We start from the raw sequence: 20,111 nt of genomic DNA on the forward strand, positions 1-20,111 counted from the left end.
GATGTAATAATCGTCGTTTTTCGTTAGAATAGCGTCAATTTTAATAGGCCTTAGCGAATTTAACTTGCTGAGTGTTTGAGTATTTAAAAGTTTATTTTTATGTCTATACATAAGCCAATAACATTTACCGATGAAACTGCTGTTGATAATACGGCTCTTCATTACCGTGACTTGATTCAGTTATTCGATAACGCTTTTTTCGCTGCCTATAATACGCGACTAATTAAAGGTGGCGATGAGCCTATTTATTTACCTAGCAATGAACTGACGGCCTTTAATCAAATAGTATTTGCTCATGGTTATTTTGCTAGTGCGTTACATGAAATTTCTCATTGGTGCTTAGCAGGAGCCTCGCGACGATTATTAGAAGATTATGGCTATTGGTACGTACCAGATGGTCGAGATCATGAGCAACAAGCAAAGTTTGAAAGCGTAGAAATAAAGCCACAAGCAATAGAGTGGGCACTTTGTGCTGCCACAGGAAAAGACTTTGATGTTTCTACTGATAATCTTTTGGGTGAAGGTGAAACAGATAGAATAGCTTTTAAAGCTAAAGTCTATCAACAAGTGCTGCGTTATCTTGATATTGGTTTTCCAAAAGATGCTGCAACATTTATTACTGTTTTGGCAACGCATTATCAAACCCCGTTAACGCTAGTGCCTGAACATTTTTATTATTCTTGAAATAAACCTGTTTGAAATAAAAGCATAATATTTATAGGCTGAAAATTAATGAGATTAATTAATGAAACAATTTAAATTAGGCTTAGTCATTAATCCCATTGCAGGCATTGGTGGTAGCGTGGCATTAAAGGGCAGTGATGGTGTTGGCATTGCTGAACAAGCCATAGCACTTGGCGCGACGGCAAAGTCTAATGCGCGAGCATTACTTGCGTTGGAAATATTGCTGCCTTACAAAGAAAATATCGTTATTTATACCGCAGCGGGTGACATGGGTGAATATACGGCGAAAGCGTTAGGTTTCAATACAGAAGTCGTGCATCAGCCTGTAAATGAAATAACTACAGCGCTTGATACTGAGCAGACCGTAATGACATTAATTAACCTTGATATTGATTTACTGCTATTTGCTGGCGGAGATGGTACGGCGCGTAATGTTTGTCATATTGTTGAAGATAAATTTCCGGTATTAGGTATTCCTGCTGGTTGTAAAATTCATTCAGGTGTTTATGCTATTACGCCTAAAGCGGCAGGGCGAGTGGTTGAGTTAATGATCACCAATCAGTTGGTCAGTTTAACTGATGCTGATGTCATGGATATTGACGAAAGTTTATTTCGCCAAGGCATAGTCAAAGCGAAGCGCTTTGGTGAAATGCAAGTGCCGTCAGAGTTGCGTTATATTCAAGCGGTTAAATCGGGTGGTAAAGAGTCTGACGAATTAGTTTTGCAAGACATTGCTGCCGATGTTATTTCAAAAATGGATGACGAACTATTTATTATCGGCTCAGGCTCAACCACCGCTTTTGTTATGGAAGAGTTAGCGCTTGAAAATACGCTGTTGGGCGTTGATGCAGTATGTGAGCAAGTGTTAATTGAAAGTGATTTAACCGAGCCAAAACTTTGGCAGTTAATTCAACCATATGCACAAGGTAAAGTTAAGCTTGTGATCACGTTAATCGGTGGCCAAGGGCACATATTTGGTCGCGGCAATCAACAATTGAGCCCACGTGTTATTCGCGCTATAGGTAAAGAAAATATTCTTATTATAGCAACGAAAACTAAATTGAATGCGCTGCAAGCTCGACCATTAATTGCCGATACCGGCGATAGCGAACTCGACATAGAATTGTCAGGCTATTTAGCCGTGACTACCGGTTATAATGATCAAGTATTATACCCCGTTGCCAGCCCGCAATAGTGAGCTAGAAAAATTTAAACCTTAAATATATTAAAAACAGGCAATGTTGAAAAACTCGCCTAAATGAACTTGGAATTAAGCATGCAATTTGAAAACCTTACCGCGTTATATCATTTTTTAGATGAACAAGTAGAGCAAGATGTTAGTGCCGACGAGCTATTCGCCGGTAGTTATCTAAGAGGCTTTATTAGTTTGGCGGGCAGTGAATATGGTGATGAGTCACAAGTATTAACACAAGCGCTAGCAACAAATATTAGTGAGAAGCTACAAGCTGCTCGCACAGAGCTTACCCCGCAAGATCGTCAAATAGTGCAAGATTATTGGCTGCAGCTCCAAACAGCATTTACGGCATAAAATATACGTTATAACTTTTAAAAGCAGCCATTCATTTTTAATTGGCTGCTTTTTCATTTTAGAGTATGGCAAATAAACGATTATTTATTTCAATTAACATTAGCTTTAAGCCCACAAACTCAATCGAATTTACGACGAATAATATCTCGAATAACAAAGCGATTTGGTGCTAGGTTAAATAACTGTTCGTTACTTAAAGGATATGGCGTACCACAAATATCCGCGGTTAATATGTCGGCCAATAATGGCGCAGTACAAAGCCCACGCGCGCCCAAGCCGGTCAACATATAGAGATTTTCAATTACCGGTGCTGGTTCGTTATAGCGCCAACGTTTATCTTTGCTTAAATGAGGGTACTGTTGCTTATGGGCTTCAATATCAGGCATAGCACCGACCATGGGTAAGTGATCTGGCGTCATACAGCGTAAGCGCGCTTTGCTACTGGCAATGTCGGTGGTTTGCCATTGTGTTAAACCCGGCAAGCACTTATCTAGCATAGCCAGGTTAAATTGGTCTTCTTCGGCTTTACTCTCGATATCAAAACTGTGCTTTTGAAAGGTTGCTCCAATGCAATGTAGGCCTTTATTGGCCGGTGTTAAATAGCCTTTATGGCAAATAACGGTTGATAGTTTTGCTACTTTATCATTACTCACCATATTACTGACTTGACCACGAACTGAGGTTAGCGGTAATTGCTCTATCAGGTTCAGGGGTATGCCTTGCGCGCCACCACAATATATTAGAACATTAGCTTGGTAATTGTTTTTATCGGTGTGCAATAGCCATTTACCGTCAGCTTTTTGGCTTACGTTATTAATTTTACAGCCGGTTTCGATACGCAGGCGATTAGTTAATTCAGCCGCCTTAAAAATTTGTTTTACCAGTTGTGCAGGAGCTATCCAACCGGCTTTTGGGAAAAATAATCCGCCATGATTAAGCGCTATGCCCGATAATTCGCTAGCGGTTGCTTTATCAACACTTTGTATGAGGTTTTTTGGCCAAACATCAGAGTTTGCAATGTGCTGTTGCCGAAGTTCTAAGGCCGGTTTATATGATATTTCTAATAGACCGCACCAGTCGTGATCAAAATGAAAACCTTGCTCGCTGATACTTTTATAATAACTTACTGCTTGTTCGAAAGCTTGTTGGTAAAACAAGCTAATATCGTCAGCCTGTTGATGAATCAGTGGATACAGCGCGGCAATATTATTACTAGAGGCACCTTGAGCAACGCTAAAGTCTTGGCAGTATACGGTTACTTTAACCCCGGCTTTTGTTAACGCATAAGCGGCACAAGCTGACGCGATACCGCCACCGATAATACTGACTTGTTGTGGTTTAGCGATAATAGGACGCTGCTGATAACCTTTGCCTGAGTAAGGGTTTTGCTGAAAAACGGCACTAAGCATTTCATCTTTTTTACCGTTAGTTGGGCGCTTTTCTACCCGAAAGCCGGCCGAAATTAACTGGCGTTTAACTTTACCCGAAACCGTAAAGGTCGATAAGGTAGCTTGCTCTTTAGATAAGCGCGTTATTTGTTGAAAAAGCCCTGTATGCCACATTTCAGGGTTTTTAGCCGGTGAAAATCCATCGAGATACCAAGCATCAACTATCGCAGAAACGCGGATGTTTTTATCGCTTGCTAATTGCGCTAAGCCTAATGTTGCATCGTTAAATATCAATTGTAGGGTAACTGAGCCATTTAAAAAACTCAGGGTAATATCTTGCTCAGGGTTTTCAGGATACTGGGCTATTAACTGTTGACTGTATTGTTCAAGCTCAGGCAATATTTTCAACGATTGGGTCAGTTGCGTTTTAGATAATGGATACTTCTCGACACTGATAAAGTGCAAGGTGCTTTCAGTTTTAGGGCTAAGGCTTTGTTGGTTTTCATTTTGCTTTAATTGGTCAAATGTCGCAAGTGTGAGTAAAAAATTTAAGCCTGTACCGAAACCTGTTTCGGCGATGACAAACTTTTTAGTTGATTTTTCTAACCTTGTTTTAATTTTATTACCGTTAATAAATACGCACTCACTTTGGCTTGTGCCGTGGTTTGTATCAAAATAGATATCTTCAAATTGGCTTGAATAAGGTGAACCGTCACTTTGAAAGGTAATCTTTGTTTGATCAATCACGATATTAACGTCTTCCGTTGTAGGTAAAAAAAGGTTATTTTACATGTTATTACAAAGGACTGTCATAAAAATGAAAACATTCAGTGTACAAGTGTACGCTGGACAGACCAGTATAGGGGGCAAAAGTATGTATGATACGCCCAGATTTTTTAATTGAATATGGTTATTTATATGAAACGTGTAGTTATCACCGGATTAGGTATTGTATCAAGTATTGGTAATGATGCAGAAGAAGTATTAGCGTCGTTAAAAGCAGGTCGATCAGGCATTACCCGTGCTGAAAGTTTTGCTGAAATGGGGTTACGCAGTCAAGTTTGGGGCAAGCCTGAAATTGAAGTAAAAGACCACATTGACCGTAAAGCCTTACGTTTTATGGGCGAAGCGTCAGCTTTTGCTTATATAGCCATGGATCAAGCAATTAAAGATTCAAAATTAACCCCTGATCAGGTTTCTAATTTCCGCACCGGTATTGTTGCTGGCTCTGGTGGCGCTTCTTCAGAAAACGTAGTTAATTCTGCGGATACTTTACGAGAAAAAGGCGTTAAACGTGTTGGTCCATACGCCGTGCCTAAAACAATGTCGAGCACCATTTCAGCTTGTTTAGCAACACCGTTTAAAATTTTGGGTGTTAACTATTCAATCAGTTCTGCCTGTGCTACTAGTGCCCATTGTATTGGCCACGCAGCTGAGCTTATTCAACTGGGTAAGCAAGACGTAGTCTTTGCCGGTGGCGGTGAAGAAGTGCATTGGTCGCTAGCGATGATGTTTGACGGCATGGGTGCATTATCTTCTAAATATAACGACACTCCTGAAGAGGCTTCTCGTACCTATGATGCAGACCGTGACGGTTTTGTTATTTCAGGCGGCGGCGGTATGGTTGTTGTTGAAGAACTTGAGCACGCTTTAGCGCGTGGTGCACATATTTACGCTGAAATTGTTGGCTACGGCGCAACGTCAGACGGTTACGATATGGTGGCTCCAAGTGGTGAAGGCGCTATTCGTTGTATGCAACAAGCCATGCAAGGTGTTGACGCTAAAGTTGATTACTTAAATACTCACGGTACTTCTACACCGGTTGGCGATGTTAAAGAGCTTGGTGCAATACAAGCCGTATTTGGTAAAGACTCTCCAGCAATAAGTGCGACAAAAGCAATGACTGGCCATGCGCTAGGTGCTGCAGGTGTTCATGAAGCTATTTTCTCATTATTGATGATGGAACATAGCTTTGTTGCCCCGTCTATTAATATTAATACTTTAGATGAACAAGCTGAAGGCTTAGACATAGTGACTGAAAAGCGTGATATGGAACTGAACTTAGTGATGTCTAACAGCTTTGGTTTTGGCGGTACTAACGCAACTCTTGTTATGCAAAAATATAAATAGTAACTTAAAACTGTAGAGGCAATGACAGTAATTGTCATTAACCTGAGCTAAATTTAAAAACCGTTAAAATTTAACGGTTTTTTTCTGGGAAAAAAACATCAAAACAATGAAAAATATGTCACCGTTACGATGTTTTTCTAGATAAATTTAGCTACAATGTTGGCCTTGTTTGTTTTTGATTAGACTGCCTTATCATGCCTCATTGTATTATTGAATATTCTGCTACGATTACTGAAAGTTTGCCAGTAGAGCAGCTAATGCACGCTGTATACAAAGGTGCAAACCAAAGCGAGCTTTTCGCTGCTGCTGATATTAAAGTACGCGCATGCGCTTATGATGAATTTTATTTACCCGGCGCTGAGCACGTCTTCATACATGTTAATTTAAAAATATTATCAGGGCGTGATTTATCACAACGTAAAGTTCTCAGTGACAGTGTCAGTAATCAACTAGAGCGCTTGGGTATTGAAAACGCAGCGATTACGGTTGAAGTTACAAAAATAGAAAAAGAAAGTTATGTTAAGAAAATAACATCAGTAGCGTAAAGCCACATTTTTTCTTTACTGTTTTGTTAGTTGGAAACGTTAAATGAATATATTTTATGACGAAAACATGCCGTTTGCAGCTGAGTTTTTTGCCGATTTAGGTCAGTTAACGGCGTTTTCTGGCCGCTCTTTGTCACCGACAGCTATATGTGATGCTGACGTTTTATTAGTGCGTTCAATCACGAAAGTGAATGAAGCCTTGTTAAAGGAAAATAAAAATTTACGCTTTGTTGGTACTGCCACTATTGGCGTTGATCATATAGACCAACCCTATTTATCTGATAGAAACGTTAACTTTCATTCAGCACCTGGTTGTAATGCCGTTTCTGTCGCTGAATATGTCCTTAGTGCCTTAGTGGTATTGGCTGAGCGATATTTAATCTCGTTATCATCATTAACCGTTGGTATTGTTGGTGCAGGGAATACGGGGTCAAGATTAAGTGAAAAACTAAGTGCTTTAAATATTAAGCATGTTTTATGTGATCCTTTATTAGCTGATAATCCAGCTGATAAGCGAGAGTTTGTTCCGCTTGAGCAAGCGTTGAATTGCGATGTAGTTTCGCTGCACGTACCATTAACTCGTAAGGGCAAGCATGCCACGTATCATTTATTGAATGCTGAGCGATTAGCACAATTTAATGATAACCAAATACTGATTAATGCTTGTCGCGGTGAAGTTATCGATAATGCTGCATTGCTGAAAATGAAGCAGCAGGGACACCCATTAAAGTTGGTATTAGATGTTTGGGAGAACGAACCGAATATATTATCGGCGTTAATTTCGTATTGTGAAATTACCACGGCACACATTGCTGGTTATAGCTTAGAAGGAAAAGCTCGTGGCACAGAAATTTTGTATCGGGCATTATGCGAACAATTAGATATTTTACCCAATAAGCGTCTTGCTGACTTTTTACCAGCGCCCGCCATTGGTAAGGTTGAAATTAAACAAGCTTTTGATGAAATACTGCTAAACCAACTTGTAAAAATGGTTTACGATGTTAGGCGTGACGATGCAATTTTTCGTCAACAAATTAATGTTCAAGGATTTGATCATATACGTAAAACTTACCCGACTCGCCGGGAGTTTTCGTCAATAACGGTCAAATTGAATAATGGGTTGAGCTCAGATGCACCACATCAGCTTGGCTTTAATAAATAAACTGGATAAAAAGAGAGAGGATCATGGCACAGAAATTTGATGTTTGCGTACTAGGTGCAACGGGTTTAGTTGGTAAAACAATTATTGAAATATTAGAACAGCGTGATTTTCCTATTAATAAATTATATCCACTAGCCAGTGCACGTTCGGCAGGTGAATTTATTGACTTTAATGGTGAGAGCATAGAAGTTTTAGATGCTGACAATTTTGACTGGAGCCAAGCACAAATAGGTTTCTTTTCAGCAGGTGGAGCTACTTCAGCTAAATATGCACCGATTGCTGGCGATGCAGGTTGTATTGTTATTGATAATACCTCTGAGTTTCGTTACGACGCCGATATTCCATTAGTGGTTCCAGAAGTAAACCCAGAAGCGTTAGCTGAATACCGTAATCGCAACATTATTGCTAACCCAAATTGTTCAACGATTCAAATGATGGTGGCTTTAAAACCTATCTATGATGCCGTAGGTATTTCGCGCGTTAACGTTTGTACCTATCAGTCTGTTTCTGGTGGTGGTAAAGCGGCGATGGACGAGCTAGCTAAGCAAACTGCAGATTTATTATCAGGCAAGCCAGTTGAGTCGAAAAACTTCTCACGTCAAATTGCTTTCAATGTTATTCCACAAATTGACGTATTTCTTGAAAATGGTTACACCAAAGAAGAAATGAAAATGGTTTGGGAAACACAAAAAATTCTTGGTGATGACACTGTTATGGTTAACCCTACCGCTGTTCGTGTGCCGGTATTTTTTGGCCATGGTGAATCATTGCATATTGAAACTAACTCTCCTATTTCTGCTGAAGAAGTAAAAGAGTTGTTAAGCAAAGCACCCGGTATAGTGGTTTGTCATAATGATGAAGACTTTCCAACGCAAATTACTGATGCTAGCGGCAAAGATGAAACGTTTGTTGGCCGTATTCGTGAAGATATTAGCCATAATAATGGTATTAATATGTGGATTGTTGCTGATAACGTGCGTAAAGGCGCTGCGACAAATAGCGTACAAATTGCTGAGTTATTAATCAAAGATCATCTTGGTGAATATTAATCGCTGTTAAGTGATAGATTTATTAAAGAAAAATGAAAACCCGTCGTTATAATAAGCGACGGGTTTTTTGTTTTATTTAACTTATATTAAATTAAGGATAAGATAAGAACAGTTGTATTAATTTGATAACATAGTAAAAAATTATCAGCATTTATCCATGTACGTAGAAGCAATTATTAATAACTGGAATAATTTTTGCTTTACAATCTCCTGACTTGGGTCCGTCATTGTATTGGCGAATAATCATTATAAATAGGAAATTTTAATGCAAAAATTGTTACGCCTGTGCCTATGGCAGGTACTTATCGTTAGCATTAGCTGTTTTAGTCTACCTATTTCTGCTGAAGACGGCGGCATACGTATTCGTGGCCCGAAATCGACAGATGCTTTTCCTTATGACCGTTATGGCCCAATAACGGGCAAAGATACCTTATGGAATATTGCACTTAAAGTGCGACCAGACCCTCGCTTGTCTGTATACCAAGTCATGCAAGCCCTATATGAAAATAATCCAGAGTCTTTTAAAGATAACAATTTAAATCATATGATCAGTGGTCAGTATTTAAAGCTGCCACCCATTGATGTAATGCGAGCTATTAACCCAGATACAGCCCAACAAAAGTCACGTAGTGATGATAAAGCTTGGCAAAAGAAAGTCGTAAAAGTCGTTAAAGTTGCGCCTAAAAAAGTACTGTTACCTGAAGAAGCCTCAGTAAATAAAAAAGATTTAGATGCCGCAAAATCCGAAATCAATGTTCAATTACAAGCTATAGACAGTACTCAGCAGCAAAGATTAGCCACCATTCAAAATGACGTTTTAGACTCCATCGATGGACTACAAAGCTTGTTAAAAGAAAACGAAGCGTTACGTCAACGTCTTACCAGCTTTAATGACCAACTTGGTGTTATGCAGAGTGAAGTGGCTAAAAGCAAAGAAATTAAAATCCAGATGGACGATATGATTTCGCTGCAACAAGAGCTACTGACAAAAGCTGAAACGAGAGAGCAAGCGTTATTATTAGAAAAACAAAAAGCCGATCTCGAAGAAGGCAACTTGATGTCGAGTTCTTGGTTTGTTGCTTTAATGGCAACGTTACCCGCAATATTAGTACTGTCCTTTTTGGCGATTTTATTTCGACGAAAAGCTAATAAAGATAATGACGAAAGTGTAGCTCCGATCAAAAAAGAACAAGTTGTTGAAGCCGAAGCGAAACCTAAAAATGCATCTACATCAGAAGATTTAGATACCGAGTTAACATTAGACGATGAGTTAGCGCTTAATGATGACCTTTCACTCGATGATGAATTATCAATAGATTTATCTGAGAATGATGAAGAGCATGACGATTTGTTTTCTGATGATTTAGATTCCTTGGATGATGACATAATTCAGTTAGATGACGATTTAGACGATTTGGATGAACTTGAGGATCTTAATTTAGATAGTGATTCTGAAACGATTTCTTTAGATGATGATATTATCGAAGGTGAAGCCTTAGAAGGCGGTCAATTAGATCAAAGCGATTTAGACTCTTTATTTGCTGGGCTAGAAGATGAGTTAAGCACCGATGATGACAAAACCTTTGATTCAGATCAATTAGATCAAAGTGAATTAGATAATATATTACCTGACGCCTCTGAAAGTAATCTCGCAGACAATGAGCCCGAAGATATTGATGCTCTACTTGACGCCGCTGATGAACCAGATGAGGTAATTGATACCCCTGCAATAAATCATATTAGTGAGGTGGCAGAACCTGCTGATATTGACGCTTTGTTGGATGCTGCCAGTGAAGCAAAAGGTACTCCAATCGCCGAAGATGCCAAAGAGATATCAGATCCAGACGATATTGATGATTTATTAGATGCTATAAATGGTCAAGGTGATACCGCATCGGATAAAGACACATCAGATAAGACAGAAGAAGCTGCTACTGAGCTATCAGATCCCGACGATATTGATGACTTATTAGATGCTATAAATGGTCAAGGTGATACTGCATCGGATAAAGACACATCAGATAAGACAGAAGAAGATGCTATTGAGGTATCAGATCCTGATGACATTGATGCATTGTTAGAGTCGATAAATGATGATTCAGATACCTTATCAGATGAAGATGCTATTGAAGTATCAGATCCCGATGACATTGATGCATTGTTAGAGTCGATAAATGACGATTCAGATACCTTACCAGATGAAGCTGCTATTGAAGTATCAGATCCAGATGACATTGATGCACTGTTAGAGTCGATAAATGACGATTCAGATACCTTACCAGATGAAGATGCTATTGAAGTATCAGATCCAGATGACATTGATGCATTGTTAGAGTCGATAAATGATGATTCAGATACCTTACCAGATGAAGATGCTATTGAAGTATCAGATCCAGATGACATTGATGCATTGTTAGAGTCGATAAATGACGATTCAGATACCTTACCAGATGAAGATGCTGTTGATGTATCAGATCCTGATGACATTGATGCACTGTTAGAGTCGATAAATGACGATTCAGATACCTTACCAGATGAAGATGCTATTGATGTATCAGATCCTGATGACATTGATGCATTGTTAGAGTCGATAAATGACGATTCAGATACCTTACCAGATGAAGATGCTATTGATGTATCAGATCCAGATGACATTGATGCACTGTTAGAGTCGATAAATGACGATTCAGATACCTTAACAGATGAAGATGCTGTTGAAGTACCAGATCCAGATGACATTGATGCATTGTTAGACTCTGTAAATGATGATGAAGATACGTTAAAGATTGAAGACAAAGTTGAAGAAGCATCAAGATCGGAAGATATAAATGAATCTAAAGCAATAATCGATCAAGTTGGTTCGCTGGATAGTGACGTTATTAGCAATAATGATATTGCAACCCCAGACACACCAGAGATTGAGAATACAGATCTCATCAATGATTTTACTGATGAATATGTACAATCATTTATAGATACTGATTTTAGTAAACTATCTGATGATAGTGTTGATGAAAGCTTGGAGGAACTCGATGCTCCTGAGCTAGATGAAAATTTAGACAAAAAGCCACAGCACGAAAATTCAAGTGATGGTAGCGAAGAAATTTCTGATGATTTTGATATCGATGCTTTGATTGATGAAGTAAACCATGCACCAGAAGCAAATGATGAGCCGCTGGATATTGGTGATGATGTTCTTGACACTGACCTCCTTGATAGTGAGCTGCTGAGTGAAGATAAGGGCAAGCTTACGGAAGAGTCTGAAACTATCGATGAAGAAACATTACAAGCATTATCAGGTGATTTTGATGAGTCAACGTTAGCAAATTTGTTGAATGACGAAAAAGCTACAGATGACATGGTGGAATTATCACCAGACTTTACTGATCGGAACGTCTTGGCTGATTTACTCGCTGACGATGATAATCATACACAAAGTGATCTTGGCAAAAGTGTTGCGAGTAATGCTGAAGAAGTCGACGGTATGAAAGAGCTTGATAATTTAGATTTCGATGACTTATTAGCAAATATTGAAGAAGAGAGCAGTCAATCAGATAGTGATGAGTTTGAATTTAGCGAGGACTTTGAAATAGGTGATGACTTTGAGCTTGATACAGCTGAGGAAGACTCTGACCCCAAAGGAAATGATTCACCTAAAGAAAGTGAAGATAAAGACTTTATTTCCGTAGATTCTTTATTATCGGATAGTCTATTAGACGGCAAGCCAACTGAACCTTATGAAAAAATGGATATTGATGTTGGCCTGAGTGAGTTTCCTGAATTTTCAGGTAATATCACTGAAGATGACGTTGATGACGACGACAATGGTATCGCGGCAAAATTAGATTTGGCCAAGGTCTATATTGAGATTGGCGACCATGACAACGCAGAAGTGATTTTACTCGATGTAATAAAGCTAGGTGATGCACAACAACAATTTGATGCTCAGCAGTTATTGGATAACCTAAAAGACTAATATGCTTTAGTATTTTGGAATTAAAGGCTGCATTTTGCAGCCTTTAAACTTTTTAATTCGCACAAATCGTTGAATATATCAATTCAATTGGTATAACGGGTGAAATAATGGATAATGTCCTCAGCTTAGCAATGGAGGATAAAATGCGTTACGCTTTAGGCATAGAATACGATGGTAGTAACTACTACGGTTGGCAAAGACAAAAGAATGTTATTAGCGTTCAAGAGATGGTAGAAAAGGCTTTATCAAAAATAGCCAACGAACCCATTGAAGTTGTCTGCGCAGGTAGAACTGATACTGGGGTTAATGCGACCAATCAGGTCATTCACTTTGAGACCGAAAAAATCCGTAAAGATGTTGCATGGACATTAGGAGTTAATACTAATTTGCCGAAAGATATTGCGGTATCTTGGGTGAAAGAGGTTAATAATGACTTTCATGCTCGCTTTAGTGCAACCGCTAGACGGTATCGCTATATTATTAATAACAATCGTTTACGGTCAGCAATTTTAAGCTCGGGTATTAGCTTTTGCCATTACCCATTGAATGAAAATTTAATGCACCAAGCAGCACAATATTTAGTCGGTCGACATGACTTTACTTCGTTTAGAACCGTGCATTGTCAGTCAAATTCTCCAACTCGTACCTTGCATTATTGTAATGTCTCTCGCCAAGGAGAGTTTGTTATTATTGATATAAAAGGGAATGCATTTTTACACCATATGGTGAGAAATATAGCTGGTAGCTTGATGAAAGTTGGTCAAGAACTAAAACCGGTTAGTTGGCTTAAAGAAGTATTAGAGGCCAAAAATCGTTGTGTTGCGGGTATTACTGCACCATCTGCGGGGCTATATTTTGTCGATGTTGATTACCCAGATGCGTTTGGCATTCCAAAGCGTAGCCCAGGGCCATTATTTCTACTATAATCAACAATAAGAAGAAAACAGACCAGTTTTTCCTATAATTGTGTAGGCGTTCTATGGTCTAATTCAGAGTATTAGTCAAAAATTTATATTTAGTGGTTGTATTGTAAACAATTACTAAATTTTTCATGCATAGGCAAAAATACATTATGAGCTGGATTGAAAAGATTCTCCCAAAAGCAAAAGCGACACAAAAAAGAAATATTCCGGAAGGTGTCTGGAGTAAGTGTTCTAGCTGTAACGCGGTATTATACAAAGTAGAGCTAGATCGACAGATGTCGGTTTGCCCAAAATGTGATCACCATATGCGTATTTCTGCGCGTAAGCGTATAGATGGTTTTCTTGACCAAGGCGAGCGAGTCGAGCTGGGTGAAGAATTTGAAGCACAAGACATTCTCAAGTTTAAAGATTCTAAACGATATAAAGATCGTATTTCGGCGGCGCAAAAGAGTACCGGTGAAAAAGATGCCTTGGTTGTTATGCGAGGTGAATTATGCGGGCAACCTATTGTTGTCGCAGCATTTGAATTCGGTTTCTTAGGTGGCTCAATGGCATCTGTTGTTGGTGCTCGCTTTGTTAAAGGTGTTGAATATTGTTTAGAGCATAATGTACCATTTGTATGTTTTTCTGCCAGTGGTGGTGCTCGTATGCAAGAAGCATTATTTTCATTAATGCAAATGGCCAAAACTAGTGCAGCCTTAGCAAAAATGAGTGAAAAAGGCCTACCTTACGTTTCGGTATTAACTGATCCTACTATGGGCGGCGTTTCTGCCAGTTTAGCTATGTTGGGCGATATTAATGTTGCAGAGCCAAAAGCCTTAATTGGTTTTGCTGGCCCACGCGTTATCGAACAAACAGTGCGTGAAAAACTGCCTGAAGGCTTTCAGCGTAGTGAATTCTTAAAAGAGAAAGGTGCAATCGATATTATTGTCGATCGTCGCGAAATGCGCAGTACTTTGGCGAGAATGCTTGCTAAGTTTATGGGACAAGATAGCCCAGCAGCATAACGGAAAATTCATGTCAAAAATGATTAAAGGCCATTCAGAAAGGAGCAATCTTACTGAATGGCTTTCTTATTTAGAAAACCTACATTCAGTCGAGATAGATCTTGGCTTAAAGCGCATCGCCGCGGTTGCGAAGAACCTCAGTATTGCTTTTCCCAAATCGACAGTTATTACCGTTGCCGGTACTAATGGTAAGGGCACTACCTGTGCGTTTTTAGAAAATGCATTTTTAGCACGAAACTTAACCTGCTCTGTTTACTCTTCACCTCATATAGAGCGTTTTAATGAGCGTTTGCGTCTTAATAAATCTGAAGTCAGTGATAATGCTTTAGTTAGTGCATTTGAAACCATAGAAGCCGCCCGCGGTGATATATCGCTAACTTATTATGAATACACAACGTTAGCCGCCTTACTGATTTTAACGGCAGAACAGCCTGACGTGATTATTCTTGAAGTTGGCTTAGGTGGTCGCTTAGATGCCACCAATATTATCGACGCCGATGTGGCTGTAATTACCACTATCGATCTTGACCATCAGTCATTCTTGGGGAATACGCGAGAAGCTATTGGTTTTGAAAAAGCCGGTATAATGCGAGCAAATCAAGTTGTTGTAGTTGGCGATACTAACCCTCCAAGCTCATTAGCGCGACACGCAACTGATATTGGCGCTAAACCCTACTTCCGTGAGCAAAGCTTTACGATTGAACAAGCAAATAATAACACTTGGCATTGGCGCAGTAGTGAATATACATTTTCAGCGCTTAATGGCTGTCAAGTTCCACAAGATAATGTCGCCACTGCGATTATGGTGTTGCATCTTTTAGCAGATAAACTCACGCTATCGCTAAATAGCGAGTTTCTTAATCAAATTATAGCTGAAACTAAAGTGGCGGGCCGAATGGAGAAGTTCACCCTCGATTGTGATGTTATTTTAGATGTAGGGCATAATCCTCAAGCTGCGCGATATTTAGCGTCACAACTGCAGCAATTAAACTATCCTAAGGTACATGCTGTGCTTGGTATGCTCGCTGACAAAGATGCGAGCAACACCATTACACCACTTTTACCGGCAGTTTCTCATTGGTATGTTGGAACACTTAATGCTCCTAGAGGCCGCGAAGCAAAAAATATCGTAGAATCTACACAAATAGACGCGGCTAAGGTGAATTGCTTTGACAATGTCTCTCAGGCATTTAAAATGGCAAAACAGAATGCAAAAGCAACTGATCTTATTCTGGTTTTCGGATCTTTTTATACCGTTGCTGAAATAAGACGTTTGTTAGTTTAGCTATGCTTGGAGTCTAATTTGTCTACACCATTTCAAAATCGTTTAGTTGGTACCATTATTGTTGCAGCTATCGCTATTATATTTTTACCTGATGTACTTGATGGTGACAAAAAAACTTACCAAGATAATTTTGAGGCGATACCAGGGACGCCTCTGGTAGACTTTCCACAGGCTAATAAAAGCTTCCCAGATGATAAATTGGAAAATTTACCGGCAGAGCCTATTTTTGATGAACTTGCTATTGACGATCAAAATGTCATTGATTCAGCAAAAGCACTCAAGGAAAAAGACGTTACTGTGTCGACTTTAACTAAAGAATCGTCTTTTTCAGATACAGCGGCACCTGCTCCAACAAAAAAACTGGTAGCTCAAACCGTAAAGCAAGCACCTAGTTTAGCGATTCCAGAACAAGCTTGGGTAATCCAATTAGGCAGTTTTCGTCATCAAAATAATGTTGATGAGTTGGTCAATAAATTACAAAAAGCAGGCTACACAGCCTTTACTAAACCAATTAAAACAAAATCGGGCAAGTTGACCAAAGTTTTTATTGGACCCGAATTGATTAAATCTTCGTTAGAAGAAAAGCTGCCCGCTTTGAAAAAGCTTACTAATGTTCAGGGTAAAGTTGCCCGGTTTTACCCTGCTAAATAATAAAATTATTAGCAAATCCTAGCTGCCTTCTGGTAGAATGCGCGCCTCTAATCAATGAGAATATTCGATTTATGGTTTGGATAGATTATGCCATTTTGGCTGTCATCGGCATTTCAGCTTTAATTAGCTTAGTGCGGGGCTTTGTTAAAGAAGCTGTTTCCTTAATTGTTTGGATCAGTGCATTCTTTGTCGCTAGTAGCTTCTACCTTAACTTGTCGACCCTACTGACCAATATTACCGATCAACTGCTTCGTAACGCTGCCTCGATTGCTATTCTATTCATCTCCACTTTAATTTTAGGCGCACTCGTTAACTACATCATTGGCCAACTTGTCAGTAAAACTGGCTTGTCAGGTACTGACAGAGTGCTAGGTATTGTTTTTGGTGCGTTGAGAGGCGTATTGATCATAGCTGCAGTGTTATTTTTCATGGATGCGTTTACACCAGCGTCCTCTAGTACATGGTGGCAGAATTCACAGTTGGTTCCAGAATTTACATTAATAGTTGAATGGTTTTTTGAATATCTCAAACAATCATCCAGTTTTTTAGCTTAGTATTTAAACTTAGTTCGTCGGAGAATAAGTGCATGTGTGGTATTGTTGGTATTGTTGGTAAAACACCCGTAGGTCAAGCTTTATATGATGGTTTAACGGTATTACAGCATCGTGGCCAAGACGCTGCAGGTATCGTGACCATTCACGAAAATACCTTTAGATTACGAAAAGGTAACGGCTTAGTGAAAGATGTTTTTCATACTCGCCATATGTTACGTCTTCAAGGTAACATGGGTATTGGCCATATTCGTTATCCTACGGCTGGTACATCAAGTAGTTCAGAAGCGCAGCCATTTTACGCTAACTCACCCTTTGGTATTTCTTTGGCGCATAACGGTAATTTAACCAATGCTGAAGAATTAAAGATATGGCTTAATACCCAAGCCCGTCGCCATGTTAATACCACGTCAGATTCAGAGCTTTTATTAAATATTTTAGGCCACGAATTACAAAACTCAGAGCAACATACATTAGATCAAAGTGATATTTTTACTGCGGTAAGCAATGTCCATAAACGAGTTCGTGGTGCCTATGCAACAGTCGCCTTGATTATCGGTTACGGTATGGTGGCATTTCGTGATCCTAATGGTATTCGTCCTCTAGTCTTTGGTAAGCGTGAAACTGAATCTGGTGTCGAATATATGGTGGCATCTGAATCCGTTGCCCTTGATGCTAATGAATTTGAATTTGTTCGTGATGTTGCACCTGGTGAAGCTATTTTCTTTACAGAATCAGGTGAAATTCATAGCCAGCAATGTGCTGAAAACCCGTCTTTTCATCCATGTATTTTTGAATACGTGTATTTTGCTCGACCAGATTCTTCTATTGATAAGATTTCCGTTTACGGATCTCGCGTTGATATGGGGAAAAAATTAGGCGATAAAATTGCTAAAGAGTGGGAAGATATTGATATCGATGTTGTTATTCCTATCCCTGAAACATCTTGTGATACGGCATTAGAAATAGCGCGTCATCTTAATATTCCATATCGTCAAGGCTTCGTTAAAAATCGTTATATTGGCCGTACGTTTATTATGCCAGGACAAGAGCAACGAAAAAAATCAGTGCGTAGGAAACTTAACGCCATTGGTGCAGAGTTTGTAGGTAAAAATGTTTTACTTGTCGATGACTCTATTGTTCGTGGTACTACGTCAGGTCAAATTATTGAAATGGCAAGAGCGGCGGGTGCTAAGAAAGTATACTTTGCTTCTGCAGCGCCTGAAATACGTTTCCCAAATGTTTACGGTATTGATATGCCAAGCGCAAATGAGTTAATTGCCCATGGCCGTGAACTAGACGATATATGTCAGCTTATCGGTGCGGACAAGTTAATATTCCAAACCCTAGAAGATTTAGTTTCTGCTGTGTCGACTGCAAATCCAGATATTACAGAATTTGAAACGTCAGTTTTTAATGGGGAATACGTAACAAAAGATATCGATCAAAGCTATTTAGATAGACTCGATGCTATGCGTAATAATGAAACCAAAGAAACTTCAGACAAAAATGCCGATTCAATTATCGATATGTATAATGAAGGCGCTGAATAAAGCATGATGGGGATTTAGGTATTTATTAACTGTTAACACTGAATACCAAATTTGAATCATAAAAAAACCGCTATTAAGCGGTTTTTTTTATGATTGCTATTAAATCAACTGATGTACTCAACACCTAAGCCTGAGTTGAAAACGATAGCGCTTGCCGCCATCAGTGCGACAATCAGTACTAAACCGCAAGTTACTACAGAACTAGAATAAATAAAGCCTTTTTCTTCAGGAATATTCATCATAATTGGTACACCTGAATAAAGTAGGTAAACCGAATAACATAAAGCGGCTAATCCTGCCAGTACTACAAACCACAAGACTGGAAAGAGTGCGGTTAATCCTGCCATTAATAAAGGTGTAGCGGCATAGGCTGCTAACTCTAATGACTGCGTGAAGTCTGGTTTTGAATCAAAAGTTTTTGCCATCCATTGGATTAAAACCGCTAGGGAAAATACGCCTAGAATTAAACCAAAATACATAGCGACGGACATAAACAATGCGTTTGACTCCGTTAGTTTAATTGGATCTCCTGCGCCAATTGACCAACCTATGTGTGCCGCAGCGTAGTAGCCACAAATTGCTGGAATTAAAGCAATGGTAAGAATATGAACCATAGAATACGTTAGACTTTCGTGACGCTTCTCAATTGTTTGCCACTCTTTTTTAGGTGCAGTATAAAGCCCCCAGATATGATTTAAGATCATGTTATATACCTCTCTCTGTCCCCAAAAATAATGCAGATATAAGTAAAACTCTGCGACCTTGTATTCAAATCAACTTAGTTGTTTTTATTGTTGATATGCTATTTATGTAAGATGGCGAGTGATTCGTCAAGGGTTGTTTGATATTTCGACGTAAAAAGATATTATTTAGCCATCTATCAGTCTAATAGAGCCGTTTTCAAGGCACAATGTACTCAACAGACTTTAATACGAACAATTTTCATGACTTCAAGTTCGAAGCCAGCAATGGTTTCTTGAGTAGGATAATAGGTAATATTTACCTGCTGATTTTGTAATGACTTATAAAGCTTTTTTCTGCGATACTTAAAAGGGACGTCAATCCCCTTTAACATAATAGTATTGACATACCATTCATCGACTTCTCGCTGAACATGCGAAAGTACGGTTTGATGTTCACTATGGGTAAGCTCTTCGTGTTTATCTGTTAGTGATTTAGCCGCCGTCTTTTTCATTATATTTTTCGCTTTATTTTGTTAAGAATAAATTTATCTTGTTAATTCAATAGGTCTCATTTCTTAATATCATAACAAATAGCACAGAATTTTTCAGTTAATTGCAGCCTTTTAAATTTAAACTTAAATTCGTTATTTGTATAAATAGTTTACATTAATAGTTTTACAAGTGACTCAGCGTAGGGCTTTAAAATAGTTGTAAATTAATAATAGCGTCTTGATATGGCTTACACTCAACGGCTTGATCCCAGCAATAGTCTCATTGAAATTATTGCGTTATACAAGTGTGTTGAACAGGCTCAAGCTAATGAAAATTTACCCATATTGCTTATTAATCATTTGATATGTGCACTGAATGCTAAATTGTGCATAATAAGTTTTCAGCCACTAATTTTAAGAGTAAGTTGCTCTATATGTCATTTAAAACTGCCGCGTAGGAGTTAACCCTTTATTTTAAGGTTAA

General features: G+C 38.8%; 17 protein-coding genes. 14 read left to right on the forward strand and 3 right to left on the reverse strand.

Going from position 1 to position 20,111, the window contains the following annotated elements; all coding sequences use genetic code 11:
- The first annotated feature begins 99 nt into the window (after window positions 1–99).
- From B5D82_RS13000 to B5D82_RS13010, 3 genes are all read left to right on the forward strand, one after another.
- On the forward strand, window positions 100–684 hold the full coding sequence (locus B5D82_RS13000) for an elongation factor P hydroxylase (protein ID WP_081152094.1): 585 nt from the start codon (window positions 100–102) through the stop codon (window positions 682–684).
- 61 nt (window positions 685–745) lie between these two features.
- Window positions 746–1,879: an ATP-NAD kinase family protein gene (locus B5D82_RS13005; protein ID WP_081152095.1), complete on the forward strand. Its 1,134-nt coding sequence runs from the start codon at window positions 746–748 to the stop codon at window positions 1,877–1,879.
- 81 nt (window positions 1,880–1,960) lie between these two features.
- Window positions 1,961–2,233 (forward strand): YfcL family protein, encoded by a 273-nt coding sequence (locus tag B5D82_RS13010; protein WP_245807472.1) that lies wholly within the window; start codon window positions 1,961–1,963, stop codon window positions 2,231–2,233.
- Window positions 2,234–2,352: 119 nt separating this feature from the next.
- On the opposite strand, the gene mnmC is transcribed toward B5D82_RS13010, so the two are convergent.
- Entirely contained in the window at window positions 2,353–4,368 is a 2,016-nt protein-coding gene (gene mnmC / locus B5D82_RS13015) for a bifunctional tRNA (5-methylaminomethyl-2-thiouridine)(34)-methyltransferase MnmC2/FAD-dependent 5-carboxymethylaminomethyl-2-thiouridine(34) oxidoreductase MnmC1 (RefSeq protein ID WP_245807473.1), read from the reverse strand.
- A gap of 171 nt (window positions 4,369–4,539) precedes the next feature.
- On the opposite strand from mnmC, the gene fabB reads away from it, so the two are divergent.
- The 11 genes from fabB (at window position 4,540) to purF (ending at window position 18,453) form a co-directional block, all read left to right on the forward strand.
- On the forward strand, window positions 4,540–5,751 hold the full coding sequence (gene fabB, locus B5D82_RS13020; RefSeq protein ID WP_081152100.1) for a beta-ketoacyl-ACP synthase I: 1,212 nt from the start codon (window positions 4,540–4,542) through the stop codon (window positions 5,749–5,751).
- Window positions 5,752–5,945: 194 nt separating this feature from the next.
- Window positions 5,946–6,296: a 5-carboxymethyl-2-hydroxymuconate Delta-isomerase gene (locus B5D82_RS13025; RefSeq protein WP_081152102.1), complete on the forward strand. Its 351-nt coding sequence runs from the start codon at window positions 5,946–5,948 to the stop codon at window positions 6,294–6,296.
- 43 nt (window positions 6,297–6,339) lie between these two features.
- Window positions 6,340–7,458, forward strand: coding sequence for a 4-phosphoerythronate dehydrogenase (locus B5D82_RS13030; protein WP_081152104.1), 1,119 nt, complete (start codon window positions 6,340–6,342; stop codon window positions 7,456–7,458).
- 23 nt (window positions 7,459–7,481) lie between these two features.
- Window positions 7,482–8,507 (forward strand): aspartate-semialdehyde dehydrogenase, encoded by a 1,026-nt coding sequence (locus tag B5D82_RS13035; RefSeq protein WP_081152105.1) that lies wholly within the window; start codon window positions 7,482–7,484, stop codon window positions 8,505–8,507.
- A 265-nt stretch (window positions 8,508–8,772) separates the two neighbouring features.
- A complete protein-coding gene (locus tag B5D82_RS13040) occupies window positions 8,773–12,483 on the forward strand; it encodes a FimV/HubP family polar landmark protein (protein WP_081152107.1) in 3,711 nt (1,236 codons plus the stop codon).
- Between the two features lie 143 nt (window positions 12,484–12,626).
- Window positions 12,627–13,409, forward strand: a complete 783-nt coding sequence (gene truA / locus B5D82_RS13045) for a tRNA pseudouridine(38-40) synthase TruA (RefSeq protein WP_081154496.1) — start codon at window positions 12,627–12,629, stop codon at window positions 13,407–13,409.
- Window positions 13,410–13,555: 146 nt separating this feature from the next.
- Window positions 13,556–14,413 (forward strand): acetyl-CoA carboxylase, carboxyltransferase subunit beta, encoded by an 858-nt coding sequence (accD, locus tag B5D82_RS13050; protein ID WP_081152108.1) that lies wholly within the window; start codon window positions 13,556–13,558, stop codon window positions 14,411–14,413.
- Window positions 14,414–14,423: 10 nt separating this feature from the next.
- The gene (gene folC, locus B5D82_RS13055; protein ID WP_081152110.1) at window positions 14,424–15,698 is read left to right on the forward strand and encodes a bifunctional tetrahydrofolate synthase/dihydrofolate synthase; all 1,275 of its coding nucleotides are present in this window, start codon (window positions 14,424–14,426) and stop codon (window positions 15,696–15,698) included.
- A gap of 18 nt (window positions 15,699–15,716) precedes the next feature.
- Window positions 15,717–16,349, forward strand: a complete 633-nt coding sequence (locus B5D82_RS13060; RefSeq protein WP_081152111.1) for an SPOR domain-containing protein — start codon at window positions 15,717–15,719, stop codon at window positions 16,347–16,349.
- Between the two features lie 71 nt (window positions 16,350–16,420).
- Window positions 16,421–16,903: a CvpA family protein gene (locus B5D82_RS13065; protein WP_081152113.1), complete on the forward strand. Its 483-nt coding sequence runs from the start codon at window positions 16,421–16,423 to the stop codon at window positions 16,901–16,903.
- Window positions 16,904–16,935: 32 nt separating this feature from the next.
- Window positions 16,936–18,453, forward strand: coding sequence for an amidophosphoribosyltransferase (gene purF, locus B5D82_RS13070; RefSeq protein ID WP_081152114.1), 1,518 nt, complete (start codon window positions 16,936–16,938; stop codon window positions 18,451–18,453).
- Between the two features lie 104 nt (window positions 18,454–18,557).
- Here purF and B5D82_RS13075 read toward each other — a convergent pair whose 3' ends face one another.
- A complete protein-coding gene (locus B5D82_RS13075; protein ID WP_081152116.1) occupies window positions 18,558–19,157 on the reverse strand; it encodes a Yip1 family protein in 600 nt (199 codons plus the stop codon).
- A gap of 212 nt (window positions 19,158–19,369) precedes the next feature.
- Window positions 19,370–19,648, reverse strand: coding sequence for a hypothetical protein (locus tag B5D82_RS13080; protein WP_094122806.1), 279 nt, complete (start codon window positions 19,646–19,648; stop codon window positions 19,370–19,372).
- Window positions 19,649–20,111: the final 463 nt, after the last annotated feature.

It is taken from the genome of Cognaticolwellia beringensis (genome assembly GCF_002076895.1).
Taxonomy (GTDB): domain Bacteria; phylum Pseudomonadota; class Gammaproteobacteria; order Enterobacterales; family Alteromonadaceae; genus Cognaticolwellia; species Cognaticolwellia beringensis.

Excerpts from the sequence above, each read along its gene's own strand:
- B5D82_RS13000 (WP_081152094.1), top strand. The coding sequence starts at position 100 with ATGTCTATACATAAGCCAATAACATTTACCGATGAAACTGCTGTTGAT.
- B5D82_RS13010 (WP_245807472.1), top strand. The coding sequence starts at position 1,961 with ATGCAATTTGAAAACCTTACCGCGTTATATCATTTTTTAGATGAACAA.
- B5D82_RS13065 (WP_081152113.1), top strand. The coding sequence starts at position 16,421 with ATGGTTTGGATAGATTATGCCATTTTGGCTGTCATCGGCATTTCAGCT.
- B5D82_RS13005 (WP_081152095.1), top strand. The coding sequence starts at position 746 with ATGAAACAATTTAAATTAGGCTTAGTCATTAATCCCATTGCAGGCATT.
- folC (WP_081152110.1), top strand. The coding sequence starts at position 14,424 with ATGTCAAAAATGATTAAAGGCCATTCAGAAAGGAGCAATCTTACTGAA.
- B5D82_RS13030 (WP_081152104.1), top strand. The coding sequence starts at position 6,340 with ATGAATATATTTTATGACGAAAACATGCCGTTTGCAGCTGAGTTTTTT.
- B5D82_RS13080 (WP_094122806.1), bottom strand. The coding sequence starts at position 19,648 with ATGAAAAAGACGGCGGCTAAATCACTAACAGATAAACACGAAGAGCTT.
- purF (WP_081152114.1), top strand. The coding sequence starts at position 16,936 with ATGTGTGGTATTGTTGGTATTGTTGGTAAAACACCCGTAGGTCAAGCT.
- B5D82_RS13025 (WP_081152102.1), top strand. The coding sequence starts at position 5,946 with ATGCCTCATTGTATTATTGAATATTCTGCTACGATTACTGAAAGTTTG.
- truA (WP_081154496.1), top strand. The coding sequence starts at position 12,627 with ATGCGTTACGCTTTAGGCATAGAATACGATGGTAGTAACTACTACGGT.
- B5D82_RS13075 (WP_081152116.1), bottom strand. The coding sequence starts at position 19,157 with ATGATCTTAAATCATATCTGGGGGCTTTATACTGCACCTAAAAAAGAG.
- B5D82_RS13040 (WP_081152107.1), top strand. The coding sequence starts at position 8,773 with ATGCAAAAATTGTTACGCCTGTGCCTATGGCAGGTACTTATCGTTAGC.
- accD (WP_081152108.1), top strand. The coding sequence starts at position 13,556 with ATGAGCTGGATTGAAAAGATTCTCCCAAAAGCAAAAGCGACACAAAAA.
- B5D82_RS13035 (WP_081152105.1), top strand. The coding sequence starts at position 7,482 with ATGGCACAGAAATTTGATGTTTGCGTACTAGGTGCAACGGGTTTAGTT.
- fabB (WP_081152100.1), top strand. The coding sequence starts at position 4,540 with ATGAAACGTGTAGTTATCACCGGATTAGGTATTGTATCAAGTATTGGT.